We start from the raw sequence: 19,118 nt of genomic DNA on the forward strand, positions 1-19,118 counted from the left end.
GGCCCGTGGTGGCCGGCCTGGCCGCGGGGGCCTTGGCGGCGGGCGCCTCCCCCATGGCCTGGCCGCACAGTACACAGGTGGCCGAGCGCGGCGGATTGAACCCGTCACAGTTCGGGCAAACCACGGAGAGAGCCGACAACAAGAGCTGTGACATGGGCGGAGGCGAATCTACGAGCGCGTAAAACGTCGGGTCAACGAAAGCGAACGCGACGGGTGGGACAAACCCGGAAGAGAAATGTGACAGGCACTGTGGGGCAACGTTGCCCCCCCTCCGGCACGAAGTTACGATTCCCCCTGCTTCGATGATCCGCCTGAACGACATCCTCCAACGGGTTTCCTCGTACCACCCGGACCCGGACCTGGACATCATCAAGAAGGCCTACGTCTACTCGGCCAAGGTGCATCAGGGCCAACTGAGGAAGTCGGGAGAGCCCTATCTCGTCCACCCGCTGGAGGTCGCCGGCATCCTCGCCGACCTGAAGCTGGACGAGGCGTCCATCGTCACCGGGCTGCTCCACGACACCATCGAGGACACGCTCGCCACCGCCGAGGAGCTCACGGAGCTGTTCGGCGCCGAGGTGGCCCAGCTGGTCGACGGCGTCACCAAGCTGTCCAAGTTCTCCGCGTCCGCCAGCCTCTCCCAGGAGGAGAAGCAGGCGGAGAACTTCCGGAAGATGATCATCGCGATGGCGCAGGACATCCGCGTCATCCTCGTGAAGCTGGCCGACCGCACGCACAACATGCGGACGCTGGACCACATGAACGAGGAGAAGCAGGCGCGCATCGCCCAGGAGACGCTGGACATCTACGCGCCCCTGGCGAACCGGCTGGGCATCTCCTGGATAAAGACGGAGCTGGAGGACCTGAGCTTCCGCTACGTGAAGCCGCAGGAGTTCTTCGGGCTGCAGGAGAAGCTCAACAAGCGCAAGAAGGAGCGCGAGAAGTACATCGAGGACACCTGCGACCTGGTGCGCACCAAGCTGGCCGAGCGGAGCCTCAAGGGCGACGTGAGCGGCCGCTTCAAGCACGTCTACAGCATCTACAAGAAGATCAAGGCGCAGGGCATCGACTTCGATCAGATCCACGACATCATCGCGTTCCGCATCATCGCGCCCACCGCGCCCGCCTGCTACGAGGCGCTGGGCCTGGTGCACGAGATGTGGAAGCCGGTGCCGGGGCGCTTCAAGGACTTCATCGCGATCCCCAAGCCGAACATGTACCAGTCACTGCACACCACGGTGATTGGCCCCCTGAGCGAGCGCGTGGAGGTGCAGATCCGCACCGCGGAGATGCACAAGATCGCCGAGGAAGGCATCGCGGCCCACTGGAAGTACAAGGAGGGCAAGGCGGTCATCTCCAAGGATGACGAGAAGTTCGCCTGGCTGCGCCAGCTCATGGAGTGGCAGCAGGACCTGAAGGACCCCAAGGAGTTCCTCGAGACGGTGAAGGTGGACCTCTTCACCGACGAGGTCTTCGTCTTCACGCCCAAGGGCGACGTGCGCTCGCTGCCTCGCGGCGCGACGCCGGTGGACTTCGCGTACGCCATCCACTCGGACGTGGGCAACCGGTGCGTGGGCGCCAAGGTGAACGGCAAAATCGTTCCCCTGCGCTACAAGCTGAAGAACGGCGACACGGTGGAGGTGCTCACCAGCCCGCAGCAGCACCCGTCCAAGGACTGGCTCACCTTCGTCAAGACGAGCCGCGCGCAGCAGCGCATCCGCGGCTTCATCAAGCAGCAGCAGCGCGAGAAGAGCCTCCAACTGGGCCGCGAGCTGACGGACCGCGAGCTCAAGCGCTTCCAGCTCAACTTCAACCGCCTGCTCAAGAACGGCGAGGTGAAGCGCGTCGCCGAGGAGCTGGGCTTCCGCGTCGAGGACGACCTGCTGGTGGCGGTGGGCTACGGCAAGGTGACGCCGCAGCAGCTGGTGCAGCGGCTGGTGCCCGAGGAGAAGCGCAACGAGGCGGAGGCCACGCCCCGAGGGGAGTCCTCCGGCAACGGCGCGTCCTCGGGCGGCTCGTCCATGCTGCCCGGCCTGTCGCGCGTGACGGACCTGGCCAAGCGCCTGGTGGGCCGCAGCAACCGCAGCGGCGTGCAGATTGGCGGCGTGGATGACGTGCTGGTGCGCTTCGGACGGTGTTGCAACCCCGTCCCCGGCGACCCCATCGCCGGCTTCATCACCCGGGGACGGGGCGTCACGGTGCATACGGTGGGGTGTGAGAAGGCGCTCGCGACGGACCCCGAGCGGCGCGTGGACGTGAGCTGGGATGTGCGCGGAGACTTCAAGCGCCCCGTCACCCTGCGCGTGCTCACCGCGGACCGCACGGGCCTCCTGGCGGACATCTCCAACATCTTCTCGAAGAAGGGCGTCAACATCTCCCAGGCCAACTGTCGGGCCACCGGGGATGACCGGGCCGTGAACACCTTCGAGGTCATCATCTCCGACCTGAAGCAGCTCACGGACCTGATGCGCACCATCGAGCGCTTGAGTGGCGTGTACTCCGTGGAGCGAATCTAAAGGGCCGCCATTCGTGGTAGAGCGCCCAGGAAAATCCGGCGGCCACCTCCGGCCGCCCGACTCCTCGAGGTGCGCTCCATGGCTCGACAGACCATCCACTCGGACCAGGCCCCCAAGGCCATCGGTCCGTACTCGCAGGCGGTGCAGGTGGACTCGGGGAAGATGACCTTCCTCTCCGGGCAGATTCCCCTGGACCCCGTCACCATGGAGATGGTGCAGGGGGACGTCGTCGCCCAGGCGGAGCGGGTGATGCTCAACCTCCAGGCGGTGCTCAAGGCGGCCGGGCTGGACTTCAGCCACGTGGTGCGCAGCACCATCTACCTCACGGACCTGGGTGACTTCGCCCGCGTCAACGAGGTCTACGGCCGCTACTTCACCGGCGCCCCGCCGGCCCGCGCCACCGTCCAGGTCGCGGCGCTGCCGCGCGGCTCCAAGGTGGAGATCGACGCCATCGCCGTGTCCTGAAGTCCCGCGCCTCCGCGGCGTGTGAAAGCAAGAGGCCGTCGGACCCAAGCGGTCCGACGGCCTCGAGTGCTTCAGGGCTGCGAGGAGCGGACTACTTGCGGTCCGCCGCCACCGCGCCGGCCTTCTTCAGCTCCTCATCGATGACGCGCTTGAAGGCGTCGAACGGCTGGGCGCCCACGAGGGTGCGGCCGTTGATGAAGAACGTCGGGGTGCCGGTGGCGCCCAGACGGCCGGCGTCCGCCGCGTCCGCCTCGATCTGCTGGGCGAACTTGTTGCTGTCCAGGGCGGCCTTGAACTTCTCCACGTTCAGGCCCAGCTCCTGCGCGTACTTGTCCAGCGAGGCCCGGTCCAGCGCGCGCTGGTTGGCGAAGAGCTTGTCGTGCATCTCCCAGAACTTGCCCTGCTCGTGCGCGGCCAGCGCGGCGGCCGCGGCGGCCTTGGCGTTGGCGTGCATGGGCAGCGGCTGGTTGCGGAAGGCCACCTTCACCTTGCCCTGGTACTGGTCTTCAATCTGCTTGAGCGTGGGGACCACGCGGCTGCAGAACGGGCACTCGAAGTCGGAGAAGGCGACGATGGTGACGGGCGCGTTCGCGGGACCCTTCACCGGGGCGTTGCCGACGTCGACCTTCTGGACGGGAGGCTCGGCGGGGGCGCCGGGGGCGGCGGCGGCCGGGGCGTTGGCCACGTTGTCCGCGTTGAGCTTCGCGTACAGCTCCTCGGGCTTGGTGCCGGAGGCCAGCAGCTTGTCGGCCTTGGCGATCTCCTCGTCGATGAGGCGCTTGAAGGCGTCGAAGGGCTGCGCGCCCACGAGCTCACGGCCGTTGACGAAGAACGTCGGGGTGCCGTTGGCGCCCACGGCGCTGCCAGCGGCGCTGTCCGCCTCCACCTTCGCCTTGAACTTGCCGGAGTCGAGCGCGGCCTTGAACTTGGCGACGTTCAGACCCAGCTCCTGCGCGTACTTCTCCAGGGAGGCGCGGTCCAGGGCCTTCTGGTTGGCGAAGAGCTTGTCGTGGTACTCCCAGAAGCGGCCCTGCTCACGCGCGGCCTCGGAGGCCTCGGCGGCCGCCTTGGCGTTGGCGTGGAAGGACAGTGGCTGGTGACGGAACACCACGCGCACGTCCTTGGGGTAGTCCTTCTTGATCTGCGTCAGCGTGGGGACGGCGCGGCTGCAGAAGGGGCACTCGAAGTCGGACCACTCGACGATGGTCACCTTGGCGGTGGCCGGGCCGAAGGAGGCCGAGTCGGCCGGCACGTCGATCTTCTTCACCGCGGGGGCCTGCTGCTGCTGCTGGGCCGCCTTGGGGGCGGCGCGCTCGGCGCCCTTCTCGATGATCTTCGCGTAGACCTGGGCCGGGCGGACGCCGTCCTTCACCAGGGCCTCGGCCTTGCCGAGCTCCTCGTCGATGAGCGCCTTGAAGTTGTCGATGGGCTGCGCGCCGGAGAGGAAGCGGCCGTTGATGAAGAAGGCGGGCGTGCCGCTCGCGCCGAGCTGGCCGGCCAGCGTCTGGTCCTTCTGGATGACCTCGGACAGCGCGGGGCTGGCCATGTCGGCCTTCCACTTGTCCAGGTTCAGGCCCAGCTCCTTGGCGTACTGCTCCAGGGAGGCGTCATCCAGCTTCTTCTGGTTGGCGAAGAGCTTGCCGTGCATCTCCCAGTACTTGCCCTGCTCGCCAGCGGCCAGCGCCGCGAGGGACGCGGGCTTGGCGCGAGCGTGGAAGGAGAGCGGGTTCTGCTTCATCACCACGCGCAGCTTCTTGCCGTACTCCTCCTCCAGCTTCTCCACCGTGACGTTCGCACGGCTGCAGAAGGGGCACTCGTAGTCGGAGAACTCGACCAACGTGACGAGGGCCTCGGGGTTGCCCCGGGTGGGGGAACCCTCGACGGGAACCTTGAACACGGTGGGGTCCACCGGACGGCGCGCGGGGTTGGCCTGACCGGCCTGAGCGGCGGGCTTGGTTTCGGCCTTCGTGGGAGAGCCGCTGTAGACGCGGCCGCCGACGAAACCAAGCACCAGGCCGACCAGCAGGGCCACGATGATATTGGGCTTCATGGGTGGGTTCTGCTCCTTCGCCATAGGTCCGACTCCGGCCCCGAGCGTGGATGTACGAGAAAAGTCGAGAGGGCCGGGGTACTTAACAGAGGGATTTCCAGACACGCAAGCCGAGTGGAAGCCCTCCGGGCTCGCCACCAAGGCCCCTCAGGGGCCCGAAAACTGGGCGGTTCTCGGAAAAATTCCGCACGCTCGGATCTCACCCATGGGAGACAGTTCGCGGATGGACAACAGCGTGCGAGTGGACACCTCCGGCAGGCCTTGTCCGGTGCCCATCCTGGAGATCGCCAAGGCGATGCGGCGGCTGCCCGTCGGTACGCTCGTGGAGCTGGTGTCCACGGACCGGGGCCTGGAGGCGGATCTGCCCGCCTGGTGCGAGGCCACGGGCCACGAGCTCGTCCGCCTGGAGCGCAGGGAGACGAGCTACGTGGGCTGGGTCCGCAAGGTGGGTTGAAACCCGGTGGCTACAGCAACTGGAGGACGCGCTCCTCCAGGCGCCGGCCGCGGCTGACGCCGAGGATGAGCACGCCGCTCTGGAGCAGGTGGGCGACGACGCGGCTGATGACCTCCTCGGGAGGCACCTGCCCGCCGAAGCGCACCACGAGGACGTGCTCGCCCTCCAGGCGCGCGTCGGTGACGTGGGGGAGGGTGGCGATCTCGGGCGGGATGACGGTGCCGCGGGCGATCTGCACGCGGAACTCCGCGCCCTGCCCGGTGAGCTCGGACATGCTGCCGTCCTGCGCCAGCGTGCCCTTGTCGAGGATGGCCGCCGCGTCGCACAGCTCCTCCAGCTCCTGGAGGTTGTGGCTGGAGACCACCACCGTCTGGCGGCCCTTCATGTCCTTGATGACCTGGCGCACCTGCGCGGCGATGCGAGGGTCCAGTCCGGCGGTGGGCTCGTCGAGCAGCACCAGCGGGGGCTGCCCCATGAGCGCCTGCGCCATGGCGGTGCGCTTGGCCATGCCGTGGCTGAGCGCCTGCGTCTGGACGTTCCAGGCCTCCCTCAGCCCGACCTTCTCCAGCGCCTCGCGGGCCTCGCGCTCGGGGGCGTCGAGGTCGGACAGCTTCGCCCAGTACATCAGGAGCGCGCCCACCTCCCAGCCGGGGGGCAGCACCGCGTCCTGGGGCAGGGCGCCCAGCCGGCCCTTGAGGGCGCCGGGGGTGGTGGGGTCCACGTCCATGACCTTGAGCGTGCCCTCGGACGGATAGAGGTAGCCGCACATCATGGAGAAGGTGGTCGTCTTGCCAGCGCCGTTGGGGCCGATGAGGCCGTACACCGCGCCCCTGGGCACGGAGAAGCTGACGTTGTTGACCGCGACCTTGGGGCCGAAGCGCTTGGTGATGCCGAACAACTCGATGGCCAGCTCGCTCACAGGTCCCTCGCGCGCAGGGCGCCGTAGGCCCCCAGCAGGAAGATGGTCGCGAAGCCCGCGTAGGCCGCGCCGCTCACACCGAACTCGGTGAAGCTCGGGTGCAGCAGGTCCCCGGCGTAATAGGAGGGCGACAGGTAGCGCAGGAACCGCAGCGCTCCCTCCTGCTGGCCCGACGCCGCGTCCACCACGCTGGAGGCCCGGCCCACGGTGTCCATCAGCCAGAAGACGAACAGGAGGATGAAGTTGAAGACCAGGCTCACCGCGGGGCTGCGGAAGAGGCTGGAGCACAGCGTGGTGAGCGCCACGTAGGACAGCGAGAAGACGATGGCGGCCATCCAGAACTTGAGCAGGTTGAGGCTCAGCGCGGCGAAGCCGAAGTCCGGGTTGGCGATGCGCGCGTAGATGAAGATGGCCAGGTCGATGACGAGCACCAGGCCCACCAGCAGCGCCGCCTGGGACAGGAACTTGCCCAGCAGCACCGAGGAGCGGCGGGCGCGCACCGTGAGGTAGCGCATGGAGCGTGGGCCGACTTCACCGCTGATCTGGTCGAACCCCATCAGCGCGACGTAGGCGGGCAGGAAGAAGAGGGTGACCTTGAAGACGAGCAGCACCTCGATGGGCACCTGCGCCAGGGCCTCCATCATCGCGGTGTCGTTGCTGGTGAGGAAGCCCAGCACGCCCTTGCGCATCTCCTCGGCGAAGCGAGCGGAGGTGTCCGCGTCCGCGCCTCCGGCCTCGGCGAGCTTCTGGTTCACCGCCGCTCGGACCTCTCGGGCGAGCCAGCCGACCACCAGCAGCACCAGCGCGGAGAACATGCTGTAGAGCCCGAGCAGCACCACCGCGCGCCCGCTGCGCACGGCCCGGCGCAGCTCCGCGCTCCAGATGACCAGGGTTTCTTTCAGTCCGTCCAAAGTGTGAAGGACCCTACTGGGGAGGTGCACACGTCGTCGCCTGGTTTTTGACGCGGGCGCCGTTCGGGCGGGCAGGGAAGCGTCCGTGGACAGCGGGCCGCCAGCCGCTAGGATTCGCCTGCCTCACCCCCTCCTCGCCCCCTAGCGCCGCACATGACGATTCGCCGACGACTCCTGTCCGCCGCCGCCCTGCTGCCGCTCTCCCTCCTGCTGGGGGCGAACGCGTCCCCGTCCGGGAGTGCTCCGGCCGTGGGCTCGGAGGACGCGGGGGTCGTGGCGTCCTCCGCGGATGCGGGGGGCACGGCGGTGGCGCTCGCGGGCGGTGACGACGCGGGCCCTGGGGCCCATGCGGGCGGTGGCGGTCCACTGGAAGCCCAAGGAATTCCGGGAGAGGACGGAGGCTCGGACTCGGAGGCGGTGGCGGCGGCCGCGGTGCAGGGTGGGGCGGACGGTGGGCTGGCCACGCTGGTGACGGTGCCCGGGCTGGTGCCGCCCTCGCCGGTGCCCTCGCGGTTGACGGCGCCCCCCATCACCACGCTGCGGACGATGTCGAAGTCCCAGGACCTGCTGGCGCGCGCGAAGCTGCAGGGTGAGCGGCTGGTGGTGAAGGAGAAGAACGGTGAGGAGAAGGTGCTCACCGTGGACCCGGTGCTCCAGGCGCAGTTGACGAAGATCCTCCGCGACTACGAGGTGCCGTACGGCGCGGCCGTGGTGCTGGAGCCGTCGACGGGCCGGGTGCTGGCGCTGGCGGAGCACTCGGCGGCGCAGCCGGAACTGCGCGGGCTGCCCTTCCGCGCGGTGTTCCCGGCGGCGAGCATCTTCAAGATCGTCACGGGCAGCGCGCTGCTCGAGGCCGGTGTCTCGCCGGAGCTGGAGGAGTGCTTCCACGGCGGCAAGCGGCGGCTGACGGAGCGGCACCTGGAGGACAGTGAGCGGGACGGGGCCTGCTATTCCCTGGCGTTGGCGATGGGCAAGAGCGCCAACGTCATCTTCGCCAAGCTCACGCAGAAGCACCTCACCGCGCAGGTGCTGCGGCACATGGCCGCGCGCTTCCGCTTCAACCGCGCCATCGACTTCGTGGTGCCCACGGACGTGTCGCTCGCGGCGGTGCCGGAGGAGGGCTTCGCGCTGGCGAACACGGGGGCGGGGTTCGGGGATGTCTATCTCTCGCCGCTGCACGGCGCGCTGGTGGCGTCCGTGGCCGCGAACGATGGGCTGTGGGTGGACCCGGTGCTGGTGGAGCCCGAGCCGAGGCCCGGTGTGTTGCTGCCCCCCGAGGAGCCCGAGCGCGTGCTGACGTCCGAGGCGGCGAAGGCGCTGACCGACATGCTGGAGACGACCGTCACGCACGGCACGGCGCGCGGCGTCTTCCGGGAGCGGCACTTCCGCGTGGACGACGCGGTGGGCAAGACGGGCACGCTCGCGGACCGCAATCCCTTCCGGGACTACTCGTGGTTCGTCGGCTTCGCGCCCCGGGACAACCCGCGTGTCGCCGTGGCCGCGCTCGTGGTCAATGACCCGAAGTGGCGCATCCGCGGCACGTGGCTTGGACGTGAGGCGATTCGGCTCGGACTCGAGCGCGTGCCCGCGCCCGTCGAAGTCACCGCGCCCGCGTCGGCGGCGGGCAAGCACTGAGCGCGAGGTGTGCGTGGCCTGGTGCTGGCGCTCGAGGGCGAACGCTCCGAGGTGTGCGTGGCCTGGTGCTGGCGCTCGCGGGCGAGCGCTCTCGCGAGGTGCTCGTGTGCTCGTGCTGGCGCTCGCGGGCAAGCGCTCTCGCGAGGTGCTCGTGTCCTCGTGCTGGCGCTCGCGGGCAAGTGCTCTCGCGAGGTGCTCGTGTCCTCGTGCTGGCGCTCGCGGGCAAGCGCTCTCGCGAGGTGCTCGTGTCCTCGTGCTGGCGCTCGCGGGCAAGCACTGAGCGCGAGGCGTGCGTGGCCTCGTGCTAGCGCTCGCGGGCAAGCACTGAGCGCGAGGTGCGCGTGGAACTCGTGCTGGCTCTCGCGGGCAAGCGCTCTCGCGAGGTGCTCGTGTCCTCGTGCCGGTGGGGACGACGCACGACGCGGCGCCTTCCCTTGGCGTCAGCCTCCGCGAGGCGTGAGGTCGGCTCGCCCCGACCGCGAGCGCGCCGCGCCGCCTACCGCGCGGTGAGCTTCACCAGCCCCATGTCCACGAAGCCGTGGAGGAACTTCAGCGCGTCGAGCTCCTGCAGCGGCGACACGTGGACGATGGCGGCCACGTCCCGCCGTCCGTCGATGCGCGACAGCAGGTAGCGCTCCGGCGCGGTGAGCTGGAGCGTCTTGAGGTTCGCGGGCGCCACCAGGAGAGCCGGCACCTTCGCCGAGTCCATCAGCTCCCGGCGCAGCTCGGCCAGCAGCTTCTCCTGCGCGGACTTCACCAGCGCCGCGGAGCGGGGCGACGGCGACATCTCATGTGCCTGCCGCGCGAGCGCCTCGCCATCCCGGACATTGCCCGCGTCCAGGAAGAGCTGCGCTGCCTGCAGCACCTCGTCCGAGGACGACTCCGCGCCGATGACGCCGCCCTCCTGCTTCTCCTCCTCCACCACCGCCGCCGTGACGGGAACGGGCGCCTCGTCCGATACCTTCACCGCGTCCAGCCGATAGAGCGCGTACAGCCGCTGATACAGGAAGAAGTCCGTGGCGTGCAGCGCCCGCGCCATTCCGTCGATGCTCAGCCCGTCATGGATGAGCTGGATGATGCGCTCGTCCATGCTGCCAGGCTTGCGCTCGGGCAGCTTGCGCTCGTCCACCGCCAGCCGCGTGCCGCCCGTGGGGAACACCGCGCGGATGGCCTCCCACGCCGTCTCCCGGAACTCGCCCTCGCGGTGGATGTCCACCAGGTCCACTTCCACATCCAGCCCGGCGATGTCCGGCGCCGTGTCCGAGGCCTCGAAGGTGAACTCCCCCTCCTGCCAGTGGAAGGCGTCCAGCATCATCTCCCGGAACTTGTGGCTCAACGTCGAGCGCGCCGTCGCCTCCGGCACCACCCCCGACGTCGCCAGCACCTTGCCCAGGAACACCCGCGTCTGGGCTTGCGTGGCGAAGGCCTTCTCCAACTGGGCCTCCGTCAGATGCCCCATGTTGATGAGGAATTGACCGAAGAACTCCCGAGGCTGATTGGAGCTGGCGCAAACGACCTGCCCGTCACGCAGGACCCATTGCTTGCGCACGTCCCCGCGCTCCACCTTGAGCGAGCCGGTGGCCCGTCGGTTCCCGAGGTAGACGACGAGGTCCTTGAGGGGCATCGTCGAGAAGTCACCAGTCAGGCCGCGCATCGGCCGCCCATCCTGCACGCCATGAGAGTCGAGATCTACTCGAAACCCAAATGCTCGCTCTGCGACAAGGCAGCCGACGTCGTGGAGGCCGTCCGCGCTCGCATCCCCTTCGAGCTGCGGCTCATCTCCATCCTGGAGTCTCCGGAACTGTTCGAGCGGTGGCGCTACGACATCCCGGTGATCGTCATCGACGGGGTGCCCGCCTTCAAATACCGCGTCACGGAGGCCGAGCTGGAGGCCCGGCTGCGTGAAGTCCAAGGTGGCATGTCCATTGCTAAAACCGCTGCCCAGGATGGGTAGCCGAATGCCCTTCCCCAGGAAATCCGGGGGGATGAAGAGGTCAGGGAAGGGCTGGAGACTGTAATTCCGGGCACGCGCCGGAGGAGCGGTGGAGAAAATTCTGGTGGGGAGGCGGATGTGGTGAGCGTTCGACGCAAGCGGGTGGGGAAGGCGGGACAGCCGCCCACCGTGCTGCTCATCGAGCCGAGGGCGGACGACCTGGAGCGGACCCGGATGCTCCTCGGGGAGGCCGGCTTCCGCGTGGTTCCCGTGACTCGCTTCGACGCGGCGGTGCCGCTGTTCGAGGTCATCCGGCCGGAGGCGGTGATCCTCGCGGTGCAGGCGCCCGACTTCAGCGCCGTGCAGGTGGCCCGGCGGCTGCGGCAGCTCAGCCGAGGTACCGTGCCCCTGCTGTACATGGTGGACCCCCAGGACGCGGGGGCCTACCAGCACTGCCTGGAGAAGGGGCAGTGCGTGGACGTGGTGCCGCGCGGGGGCAGCGGGGCGGAGCTGGCGGTGAAGCTGCACGCGCAGCTGCGGCTGAAGGCCGCGGTCCTGCGGGCCGCGGCGGGTGAGGAAGAGGACACGGCGCTGGCGCTGCATGACCCGGTGACGGGCGTCTACAACAAGCCGTTCCTGCTGGCGCTGATGGGGTTGGAGGTGCGCCGGTGCGAGCGCTACGGCGGGACGTTCTCCGTGGTGGCGGCGGAGGTGGGGGGCTGGAGCGCGCTTCGCAAGGAGTACGGGCGGGGCATGGCGGAGCGTCTGCTGGTGTACAGCGCGGTGGTGCTGGGGCAGACGGTTCGCGAGGCGGACGCGGTGGCCCGGGTGGGCGACAGCCAGTTCGCGCTGATGTTGCCGGGCACGCCCGCGGAGGCGGTGCCGGTGTTGTTGTCGCGGGTGGCCGCGAGGTTCGAGGCGGCCCGCTTCCAGGTGGATGGACGGGTGGTGCGCACCACGTTGGAGCTGGGGGCCGTGAGCTTCCCGGACACCGTGGGGACGCCGATGCAGCTCTTGAGCGCGGCGCAGCAGGAGATGCGGCGCACGCGTGAATTTCGTCGAGGGGCTGGGTCCATGACCCGGCTCTCGGTGTGAGGATGGGCGGAGGTTCGATGCAGAGGGCGAGCGGAGGCGAGGGGATGGATCGGATCGCGGTGCTGGTGGTGGATGACGAGGAGTCGGTTCGCACCTTCCTGTCCGAGTTGCTTGGGAGCGCGGGCTATCAGGTGCGCTGTGCGTCCAGTGGCGCGCAGGCGCTGGAGATGCTCGCGGGAGGCTCGTTCGACGCGGTGTTGCTGGACGTCGTCATGCCCGAGATGAGCGGCCTGGAGGTGTTGCGCCGCTACCGGGGGCAGGGGGGCAACGCCCCCGTCGTCGTCCTCAGTGGCCTGACGGGCGCGGACGACGCGGTGCGGGCCATGAAGATGGGCGCCAGCGACTACCTGTCCAAGCCGTTGGGCAATGACGAGCTGCAGGACGCGCTGGCGCGCGCGCTGGGGACGCGTGCCCCGGAGCGTCAGCCGGTGGTCCAGGGCGTGGCGCCCCGGCCGGTGGTGGACACGGGCGCGGACGCGCGCGTGCTCATCTCCACGTCGCCGTCCATGCGTCGGGCGCGCGCGCTGGTGGAGCGCATCGCGAACGAGAACGTCCCGGTGCTGCTGTTGGGCGAGTCCGGCACGGGCAAGGAGGTCATCGCGCGTGAGATCCACGCGCGCAGCCAGCGCCGAGGCCGTCCCTTCATCAAGGTGAACTGCGCGGCGCTGCCGGGCGAGCTGCTGGAGAGCGAGCTGTTCGGCCACGAGCGCGGCGCCTTCACGGGCGCCACGGCGGAGAAGCCCGGCAAGTTCGAGCTGGCCGACCAGGGCACCATCTTCCTGGACGAGATTGGCGAGATGGCCATCCGGCTGCAGGCCAAGCTGCTCCAGGTGCTGCAGGACGAGGAGTTCTTCCGCGTCGGTGGCAAGAAGAGCGTGCGCGTGGACAGCCGCGTGGTGGTGGCGACCAACCGCGACCTCGAGAAGGAGATTGCCCTGGGCAACTTCCGCGAGGACCTCTACTACCGCCTCAACGTGGTGGCCATCCGGCTGCCGCCCCTGCGCGAGCGGCGCGAGGACGTGATGCCGCTGACGGACCACTTCCTCAAGAAGTACGGCCGCCAGTACATCTCCGGCGTCAACGAGCTGCCCACCGAGGTGCTCCAGGCCTTCGCGGACTACGACTGGCCGGGCAACGTGCGCGAGCTGGAGAACATGGTGCGCCGGCTGTGCGTGCTGAAGGACCCGACGCTGGTGCTCGACGAGCTCCACGGCGAGGGCCGCGCTCCCGCGAGCGCCCCGTCGCTGCCCACCGCGTACGCCGGCGACGACAGCGTCTACGGCGGCCGGGGCCTGGAGGAGCCCGTGCGCGCGCCGCCGGCCTCGTCCGTCCAGGTGCTGGAGATGCCCTCGCGCAACGTGGCCGGCGCCACGGCCCTGTCCCACATGCAGCCGCACGCGCCGACGCCCGTGGTGCACGAGCCGCTCAACTCGGTGATTCCGGCGCCGCGCTACGTCAACCCGTTCGACGTGCCCCAGCCTCCGCCTCCGCCTCCGCCGACGGGCGAGCTGTCGCTGAAGGACATCGGCAAGCGCGCGGCGATGCTGGCCGAGCGCGAGGCCATCCTGGCGATGCTCCAGCGCACCGCGTGGAACAAGCGGCGCGCGGCCGGCAAGCTGCGCATCAGCTACAAGGCGCTGCTCTACAAAATCAAGGAGTGCGGAATCATCGACCCGCGCGCCAGCGCGGAGCTGTAGTCGACACGTCCCGCCTTGCGTTCGCCCCCCGCTCCCGTTATCGCGGGGGGCATGACGCCACCTCTCGTCCTGCTGGGCTCTGGATACACGCTGACGCGGCTCGCGGTCAGTCAAGCCCGGGCGGGGCGCGAGGTGCTCGCGACCACCAGGGACACCGCCCGCCGCGAGGAGCTCCAGCGCGCGGGCGCCCGCGTCGCCTCGCTGGAGGACGCGCTCCTCCAGACGAAGGGCGCGCACGTGGTCGTCTCGATTCCGCCCGAGGCCGGGCTCGACGTGGCCCTGGCCCAGGCGCTCTCGGCCCAGCCCCCCGCGCGGCTGATGTACCTGTCCTCCACCGGCGTCTACGGCGGCGCGCGCGGCGTGGTGGACGAGGACACGCCGGTGGACGTCACCTGGCCCGCGTCGCTGCCGCGACTGGAGGCCGAGTCGCGCTACCTGCCGCTGGGCGCGATGGTGCTGCGCATCGCCGGCATCTATGGCCCGGGGCGCGGCGCGCACTCGCGGCTGCTCTCCGGCAACCTCCGGCTCCCGGACAAAGGCGGGCGCATCTCCCGCATCCACGTCGATGACCTGGGCGCGGCCATCCTCGCGGTGCTCGAGCGCGGCACGCCGGGCGCGCTCTACTGCGCGGCGGATGACCGGGCCGCGCCGCTGGAAGAGACCGTCACCTGGCTGGCGCACCGGCTGGGCATGACGCCGCCGCCCCGCGTGCCGCTGGAGACGCTGCACGAGTCGCTCCGGGGAGATCGGGCCATCTCCAACGCGCGGCTCAAGGAGCTGGGCTGGTCGCCGCGCTACCCGGACTTCGTCCAGGGCTTCACCGCGGTGCTCAAGGAGGAGGGGCGCTCGAGCGGGGAGGGGGACATCGCCCTGCGCCCCATCTTCCCCTCGGAGGTGGAGGCCTTCTTCGCCCTGCGGCTGCGCGCGCTCAAGGAGCACCCGGAGTCGTTCGGCACCTCGTTCGAGGAGGAGTCCCTGCGCTCGCTCGACGAGATGCGCCCGCGGCTGGAGTCGAGCGACTCGCAGCGGGTGCTCGGCGCCTATGATGGGACGAAGCTGGTGGGCATGGTGGGCGTGCGCCGGGAGCCTCGCCGCAAGAGCGCGCACAAGGCCGTGGTCTGGGGCATGTACGTCCCGGCGGAGGCGCAGTCGCGCGGGCTGGGCCGCCGGCTGCTCCAGGCCGCCATCGCCGAGGGACGGAAGCTGCCCGGCGTCGAGCAGCTCCTGCTCGCCGTCGTCGCCGGCAACACGTCCGCGCACGCGCTGTACCGCTCCGTCGGCTTCCAGACCTACGGCGTGGAGCCCCGGGCCTTGAAGATCGGCGGCGCCTACGTGGACGAGGAGCTGATGGTCCTCACCTATTAGCCCCCCGCCCGAGTCGAGGCCCACATCCGCGCACCTGCGCCACTCGACGTCGGGGCGTGTCCTCACGGGCAGGTGACAGTTCCAGGGCAGGGTGGTGTTCCAGTGGGCGGAGGGCGCGGCGGAGGCCTGGAGATGGGCTTGTGGACCGCGCTGGAGGCTTCGTGAGCATGGCCCTGTGCACCCCTGACTGGCTGCTGGAGCGGATTGCCCTGGGCGAGCTGTCCCCGGACGCGCTCGCCGACGCTCGCGCCCGGCTGGAGCGCGAGCCTCACGGGAGGGCCCGGCTGGCGCGGCTGGAGGCGGACTCGGCCCAGACGCTGGCCCGTCATCCCCCCGAGGACTTCGCCCGCGAGGTCGCCCGCCGCGCGCGCACCGCGGACGTCCAGCGCGAGAGCGCGGCGCGCGACCCGGGCTGGCATGGGCTGTCCATGGGGCTGCCCGTGGCGGCGTCCCTGGTGCTGCTCATGCTGTCGGCCCAGCCGGAGCGGGTGGCCGGGCCCCCGGCGCTGGTGCCCGCGCGGGTGGAGCTGATGGAGGAGACGGTCGGCATCAAGGGCGACGCGCGGCTCCTGGTGTACCGGCAGCATGACGGCTCCACGGAGCTGCTCGCGGACCGCACGCGCGCCCGGCGCGGCGACTTGCTCCAGCTGAGCTACCTCGCCGGTGGGCGGCGCTACGGGACGGTGGTGTCCGTGGATGGCCGGGGCGCGGTGACGCTCCACCACCCCACCACGCTGGTGGGCAGCACCCGGCTGCAGAAGGGGGACGCGGTGTCGCTGGCGCACGCGTACGAGCTCGACGACGCCCCCGCCTTCGAGCGCTTCTTCTTTGTCACCTCGGATTCACCCATCGATGTGGGCCTCGTGCTGGAGTCCGCGCGGAAGCTCGCACGTCAGCCCACCGAGGCGAGCACCCGGCCGCTCCCGCTTCCGGGTACCCTGGCCCAGACATCCTTCACGTTGGAGAAGGTGCCGTGATGGCGCGGTCACTCCTGTTCCTGTCCCTGTTGCTTCCCACCCTGGCCACGGCGGCCCCAGCCGGTACCCCTTCCTCCAACCCCGTCGCCGTGCGCCGGTTCGCGCTGCTCGTGGGCGTCAACGACGGCGGCGCCGGTCGCGCGAAGCTGCGCTACGCCGTCACCGACGCGAACGCCTTCGGCCAGGTGCTGGAGGAGCTCGGCGGCGTGCAGCGGCAGGACCGGCTGATGCTGCTCGAGGGCGACCGCAAGGCGCTGGAGAACGCGCTGGCCCGCTTCAAGGCGATGGTCGCCGCGGGCAAGACGCCGGGCGGACGCACCGAGGCGCTCATCTACTACTCCGGCCACTCCGACGAGGAGGGGCTGCTCCTGCATCAGGACCGCTTCGGCTACCGCGAGCTGCGGCAGGCGCTGGAGCAGCTCCCCGCGGACGTGCGCATCGCCATCCTGGACTCGTGCGCCTCTGGCACGCTGGCGCGCTCGAAGGGCGGCGTGCGCCGTCCCGCGTTCCTGGTGGACACGTCCACGGCCGTGCGGGGCCACGCCATCCTCACCTCATCGTCCGAGGACGAGGTGTCGCAGGAGTCGGACCGCATCGGCGGCTCGTTCTTCACGCACAACCTGGTGTCGGGCCTGCGCGGCGCGGCGGACGCCACGGGGGATGGCCGCGTCACGCTGCACGAGGCCTACCAGTTCGCCTTCCACGAGACGCTCGCGCGCACGGAGCGCACGCGCGCGGGCGCGCAGCACCCGGCCTATGACATCGAGCTGGCCGGCACGGGCGAGCTGGTGATGACGGACCTGCGCTCCACCTCCGCGGTGCTCGTCATGGACGAGAACGTGGAGGGGCGCCTGTTCATCCGCGACGAGCCCGGGCGCCTCGTGGTGGAGCTCAACAAGCTGGCGGGTCGCTCCACCGAGCTGGGCCTGCAGCCGGGCCGCTACACGGTGACGCGCGAGTCGCGCGGCGCCAGCTCCCAGGCGGTGCTCACGGTGGGCGACGCGGGCCGCACCGTGCTGGCCCACACGGCCTTCGTGGCGATGCAGGGCGAGCTGACGGCGATGCGCGGCGGTGGCGCGGCGGCGACCGGCGCGCAGGGGCCGATGGTCGAGCCCCTGGCTCCCGCGCGCGGCAACTTCCGCTTCGTCAACCTGGGCCTGGCCCCGAAGCTCCAGACGAACGACCTGTGGGGCGGCGGGCAGCAGATGCACAACGCGCTCTCCATCTCCCTGGGGCTGGCGACCATGGGGCGGCTGGATGGCTTCGCGATGGCGCTGGGGGCGAACTGGGGCTCGGGTGAGACGCACGGCGTGCAGACGGCCCTTGGCGGCAACGTGGCGCGCGACATCATGGAGGGCGCGCAGCTCGCCGTGGGGGGCAACTGGGTCAGCGGCAGGGCGGAGGGCCTGCAGGCCGCGGTGGGCCTCAACATGGCGAGCCAGGGCGGCTTCCTCGGCCAGCTCGCGGTGGGCGCCAACGTGTCGCGCGCGTCCATGAAGGGCGTGCAGATGGCGGTGGGCAGCAGCTGGGTGAACGGCGACATGGACGGCTACCAGGCCGCGGTGGGCATGAGCTGGGTGGCCGGGACGATGCGCGGCGTGCAGATGGCGGTGGGCGTCAGCCGCGTGAACACCCTCCAGGGCGCGCAGCTGTCGCTCATCAACGTGGGCGGAGACGTGACGGGCGCGCAGGTGGGCCTGATCAACGTCGCCGGGAAGATGAACGGCCTGCAACTGGGCATCATCAACGTGGCCAACAACCTGGAGTCCGGCGTGCCGGTGGGCCTGCTCAACATCGTGCGCAACGGCCAGTTCCACGTGGAGGCCTACGGCAACGACTTCAACTACGCCAACGTCGCGCTCAAGGTGGGCAGCCGCTACCTCTACACGACGCTGGTGGTGGGCATGGGCGCGGTGCCGGACCACCGGGGCCCCAGCCACTGGACGACGGGCGTGGGCCTGGGTGGCCACGTGCCGCTGACCGAGCGGCTCTACTTCGACGTGGACGTGGTGTCGAACACCATCCACGAGTGGGGCGGGGCGCTCGCGGACAACCGGATGCTGCACCAGGGGCGGTTGATGGTGGGCTACGCGTTCGCGCCGCGCTTCGCCATCTTCGCGGGTCCCACCTTCAACATCCTGCACGCCACGGACGGCGAGCCGGTGACGGCGCTCAGCCGGTTCTCCAAATCGTCGGACCGCGACGTCCTGATGTGGCCCGGTGTCCAGGCGGGTCTGCGCCTCTGAACGGAGCGTCCAGGGAGCCACTCATGGGGTTCGAGCCCCGGGGTGGCCCCGAGCAGAGCGGATGGCTCCCATCAGTCGGACGAAGCCGGGACGACCTGGACCGGCTTTCCACTGAGGTCCCCACGGTGCGAGGCTGGATGAACGGCCATTGGCATGGCCGAGCAAACCTTGCCCTGGGGGCACGATGTCCAAGTTGCTGTTCGCGGCGTTCAACGAGGGCTCCAGCCTCTCGATGTCAGGCCAACACGAGGCCGCGATCTCCGCCTTCGACAAGGTCCTCGCCGTGGACCCCAAGCACTTCCCGGCCCTGACGGCTCGGGGGTCGTCCCTGGCTCGGCTCGGCCGCGCGGAAGAGGCCCTGCGCTGCTTCGAGCGCGCCATCGAGGTGGACCCGTCCGCGGCGGACCCGCATCGGGAGGCCGCCCTGTGTCAGCTCGAGCTCGGGGAGCCCGAGGCCGCCGCCCAGCTGATGGGCCGCGCCACCCAGCTCAACCCGGAGCCCGGCTACCGCGAGGCCGCCGCCATCGAGGTCTACGAGCGTGGCAACGCGCTGCTCACCCGAGGCTCCCGGCGTCCCGACAAGGCGCGCTATCGGCTGGCCCGTTACACCTTCGAGCTCGCCCTGGAGCTGTCTCCCGCGTACGTCGAGGCCGCCAAGGCCTTGTCCGACGTCTGGGAGAACCTGGGCGACACGACCCAGCGGGACCACTACGCGCAGCTGGCCCTGCGGCTGCGGCCCGCGGGCCATTGAAGCAGGCAGCGGGGCAGGGGGCCGTGTGCCCCGAGGCGCCCGCTCCCTCGGGACGGGCCGCGAGCCCGCGCATGGACGCATCCGCGCGTCCCCGATGTTACAAG

General features: G+C 70.2%; 15 protein-coding genes. 11 read left to right on the plus strand and 4 right to left on the minus strand.

Annotated elements, in window-relative coordinates; translation table 11 throughout:
* Nucleotides 1-302: 302 nt before the first annotated feature.
* Both FL311_RS16025 and FL311_RS16030 read left to right on the plus strand, forming a co-directional pair.
* On the plus strand, nucleotides 303-2,516 hold the full coding sequence (locus FL311_RS16025; protein ID WP_046714383.1) for a bifunctional (p)ppGpp synthetase/guanosine-3',5'-bis(diphosphate) 3'-pyrophosphohydrolase: 2,214 nt from the start codon (nucleotides 303-305) through the stop codon (nucleotides 2,514-2,516).
* 78 nt (nucleotides 2,517-2,594) lie between these two features.
* Nucleotides 2,595-2,981, plus strand: coding sequence for a RidA family protein (locus FL311_RS16030; RefSeq protein WP_046714382.1), 387 nt, complete (start codon nucleotides 2,595-2,597; stop codon nucleotides 2,979-2,981).
* Between the two features lie 91 nt (nucleotides 2,982-3,072).
* Here the strand turns inward: FL311_RS16030 and FL311_RS16035 are convergent, their stop codons facing one another.
* Nucleotides 3,073-5,031 (minus strand): DsbA family protein, encoded by a 1,959-nt coding sequence (locus FL311_RS16035; protein ID WP_141326015.1) that lies wholly within the window; start codon nucleotides 5,029-5,031, stop codon nucleotides 3,073-3,075.
* 205 nt (nucleotides 5,032-5,236) lie between these two features.
* Between FL311_RS16035 and FL311_RS16040 the strand changes: the two genes are divergently transcribed.
* Complete coding sequence (locus tag FL311_RS16040; RefSeq protein WP_223747670.1) at nucleotides 5,237-5,485, plus strand: sulfurtransferase TusA family protein; 249 nt, start codon at nucleotides 5,237-5,239, stop codon at nucleotides 5,483-5,485.
* 10 nt (nucleotides 5,486-5,495) lie between these two features.
* On the opposite strand, the gene FL311_RS16045 is transcribed toward FL311_RS16040, so the two are convergent.
* Nucleotides 5,496-6,404 (minus strand): ABC transporter ATP-binding protein, encoded by a 909-nt coding sequence (locus tag FL311_RS16045; RefSeq protein ID WP_141326016.1) that lies wholly within the window; start codon nucleotides 6,402-6,404, stop codon nucleotides 5,496-5,498.
* Nucleotides 6,401-7,315: an ABC transporter permease gene (locus FL311_RS16050; RefSeq protein ID WP_194869222.1), complete on the minus strand. Its 915-nt coding sequence runs from the start codon at nucleotides 7,313-7,315 to the stop codon at nucleotides 6,401-6,403. Before FL311_RS16050 ends, FL311_RS16045 begins: the two co-directional genes overlap by 4 nt.
* Before the next feature lie 153 nt (nucleotides 7,316-7,468).
* Between FL311_RS16050 and FL311_RS16055 the strand changes: the two genes are divergently transcribed.
* Nucleotides 7,469-8,950, plus strand: coding sequence for a penicillin-binding transpeptidase domain-containing protein (locus FL311_RS16055; RefSeq protein ID WP_194869223.1), 1,482 nt, complete (start codon nucleotides 7,469-7,471; stop codon nucleotides 8,948-8,950).
* 496 nt (nucleotides 8,951-9,446) lie between these two features.
* Here FL311_RS16055 and FL311_RS16060 read toward each other — a convergent pair whose 3' ends face one another.
* Nucleotides 9,447-10,604: a DUF4388 domain-containing protein gene (locus FL311_RS16060; RefSeq protein ID WP_141326018.1), complete on the minus strand. Its 1,158-nt coding sequence runs from the start codon at nucleotides 10,602-10,604 to the stop codon at nucleotides 9,447-9,449.
* Nucleotides 10,605-10,625: 21 nt separating this feature from the next.
* Here FL311_RS16060 and FL311_RS16065 point away from each other — a divergent pair, with 21 nt between their 5' ends.
* From FL311_RS16065 to FL311_RS16095, 7 genes are all read left to right on the plus strand, one after another.
* Nucleotides 10,626-10,904 (plus strand): glutaredoxin family protein, encoded by a 279-nt coding sequence (locus FL311_RS16065; RefSeq protein ID WP_141326019.1) that lies wholly within the window; start codon nucleotides 10,626-10,628, stop codon nucleotides 10,902-10,904.
* A 120-nt stretch (nucleotides 10,905-11,024) separates the two neighbouring features.
* Nucleotides 11,025-11,978 (plus strand): GGDEF domain-containing protein, encoded by a 954-nt coding sequence (locus FL311_RS16070; RefSeq protein ID WP_228556901.1) that lies wholly within the window; start codon nucleotides 11,025-11,027, stop codon nucleotides 11,976-11,978.
* 44 nt (nucleotides 11,979-12,022) lie between these two features.
* Nucleotides 12,023-13,675 carry a sigma-54 dependent transcriptional regulator gene (locus FL311_RS16075; RefSeq protein ID WP_141326020.1) on the plus strand — a complete coding sequence of 551 codons (1,653 nt, stop codon included), beginning with the start codon at nucleotides 12,023-12,025 and terminating at the stop codon, nucleotides 13,673-13,675.
* A gap of 51 nt (nucleotides 13,676-13,726) precedes the next feature.
* Complete coding sequence (locus FL311_RS16080) at nucleotides 13,727-15,040, plus strand: GNAT family N-acetyltransferase (RefSeq protein ID WP_141326021.1); 1,314 nt, start codon at nucleotides 13,727-13,729, stop codon at nucleotides 15,038-15,040.
* Nucleotides 15,041-15,207: 167 nt separating this feature from the next.
* A complete protein-coding gene (locus FL311_RS16085) occupies nucleotides 15,208-16,017 on the plus strand; it encodes an ActD protein (protein WP_141326042.1) in 810 nt (269 codons plus the stop codon).
* A complete protein-coding gene (locus FL311_RS16090; protein ID WP_141326022.1) occupies nucleotides 16,017-18,263 on the plus strand; it encodes a caspase family protein in 2,247 nt (748 codons plus the stop codon). Before FL311_RS16085 ends, FL311_RS16090 begins: the two co-directional genes overlap by 1 nt.
* Before the next feature lie 184 nt (nucleotides 18,264-18,447).
* Nucleotides 18,448-19,014 carry a tetratricopeptide repeat protein gene (locus FL311_RS16095; RefSeq protein WP_141326023.1) on the plus strand — a complete coding sequence of 189 codons (567 nt, stop codon included), beginning with the start codon at nucleotides 18,448-18,450 and terminating at the stop codon, nucleotides 19,012-19,014.
* The last annotated feature ends 104 nt before the right edge of the window (nucleotides 19,015-19,118 follow it).

Origin of the sequence: Myxococcus sp. AB025B (assembly GCF_006518215.1) — a bacterium.
Taxonomy (GTDB): Bacteria; Myxococcota; Myxococcia; order Myxococcales; family Myxococcaceae; genus Myxococcus; species Myxococcus fulvus.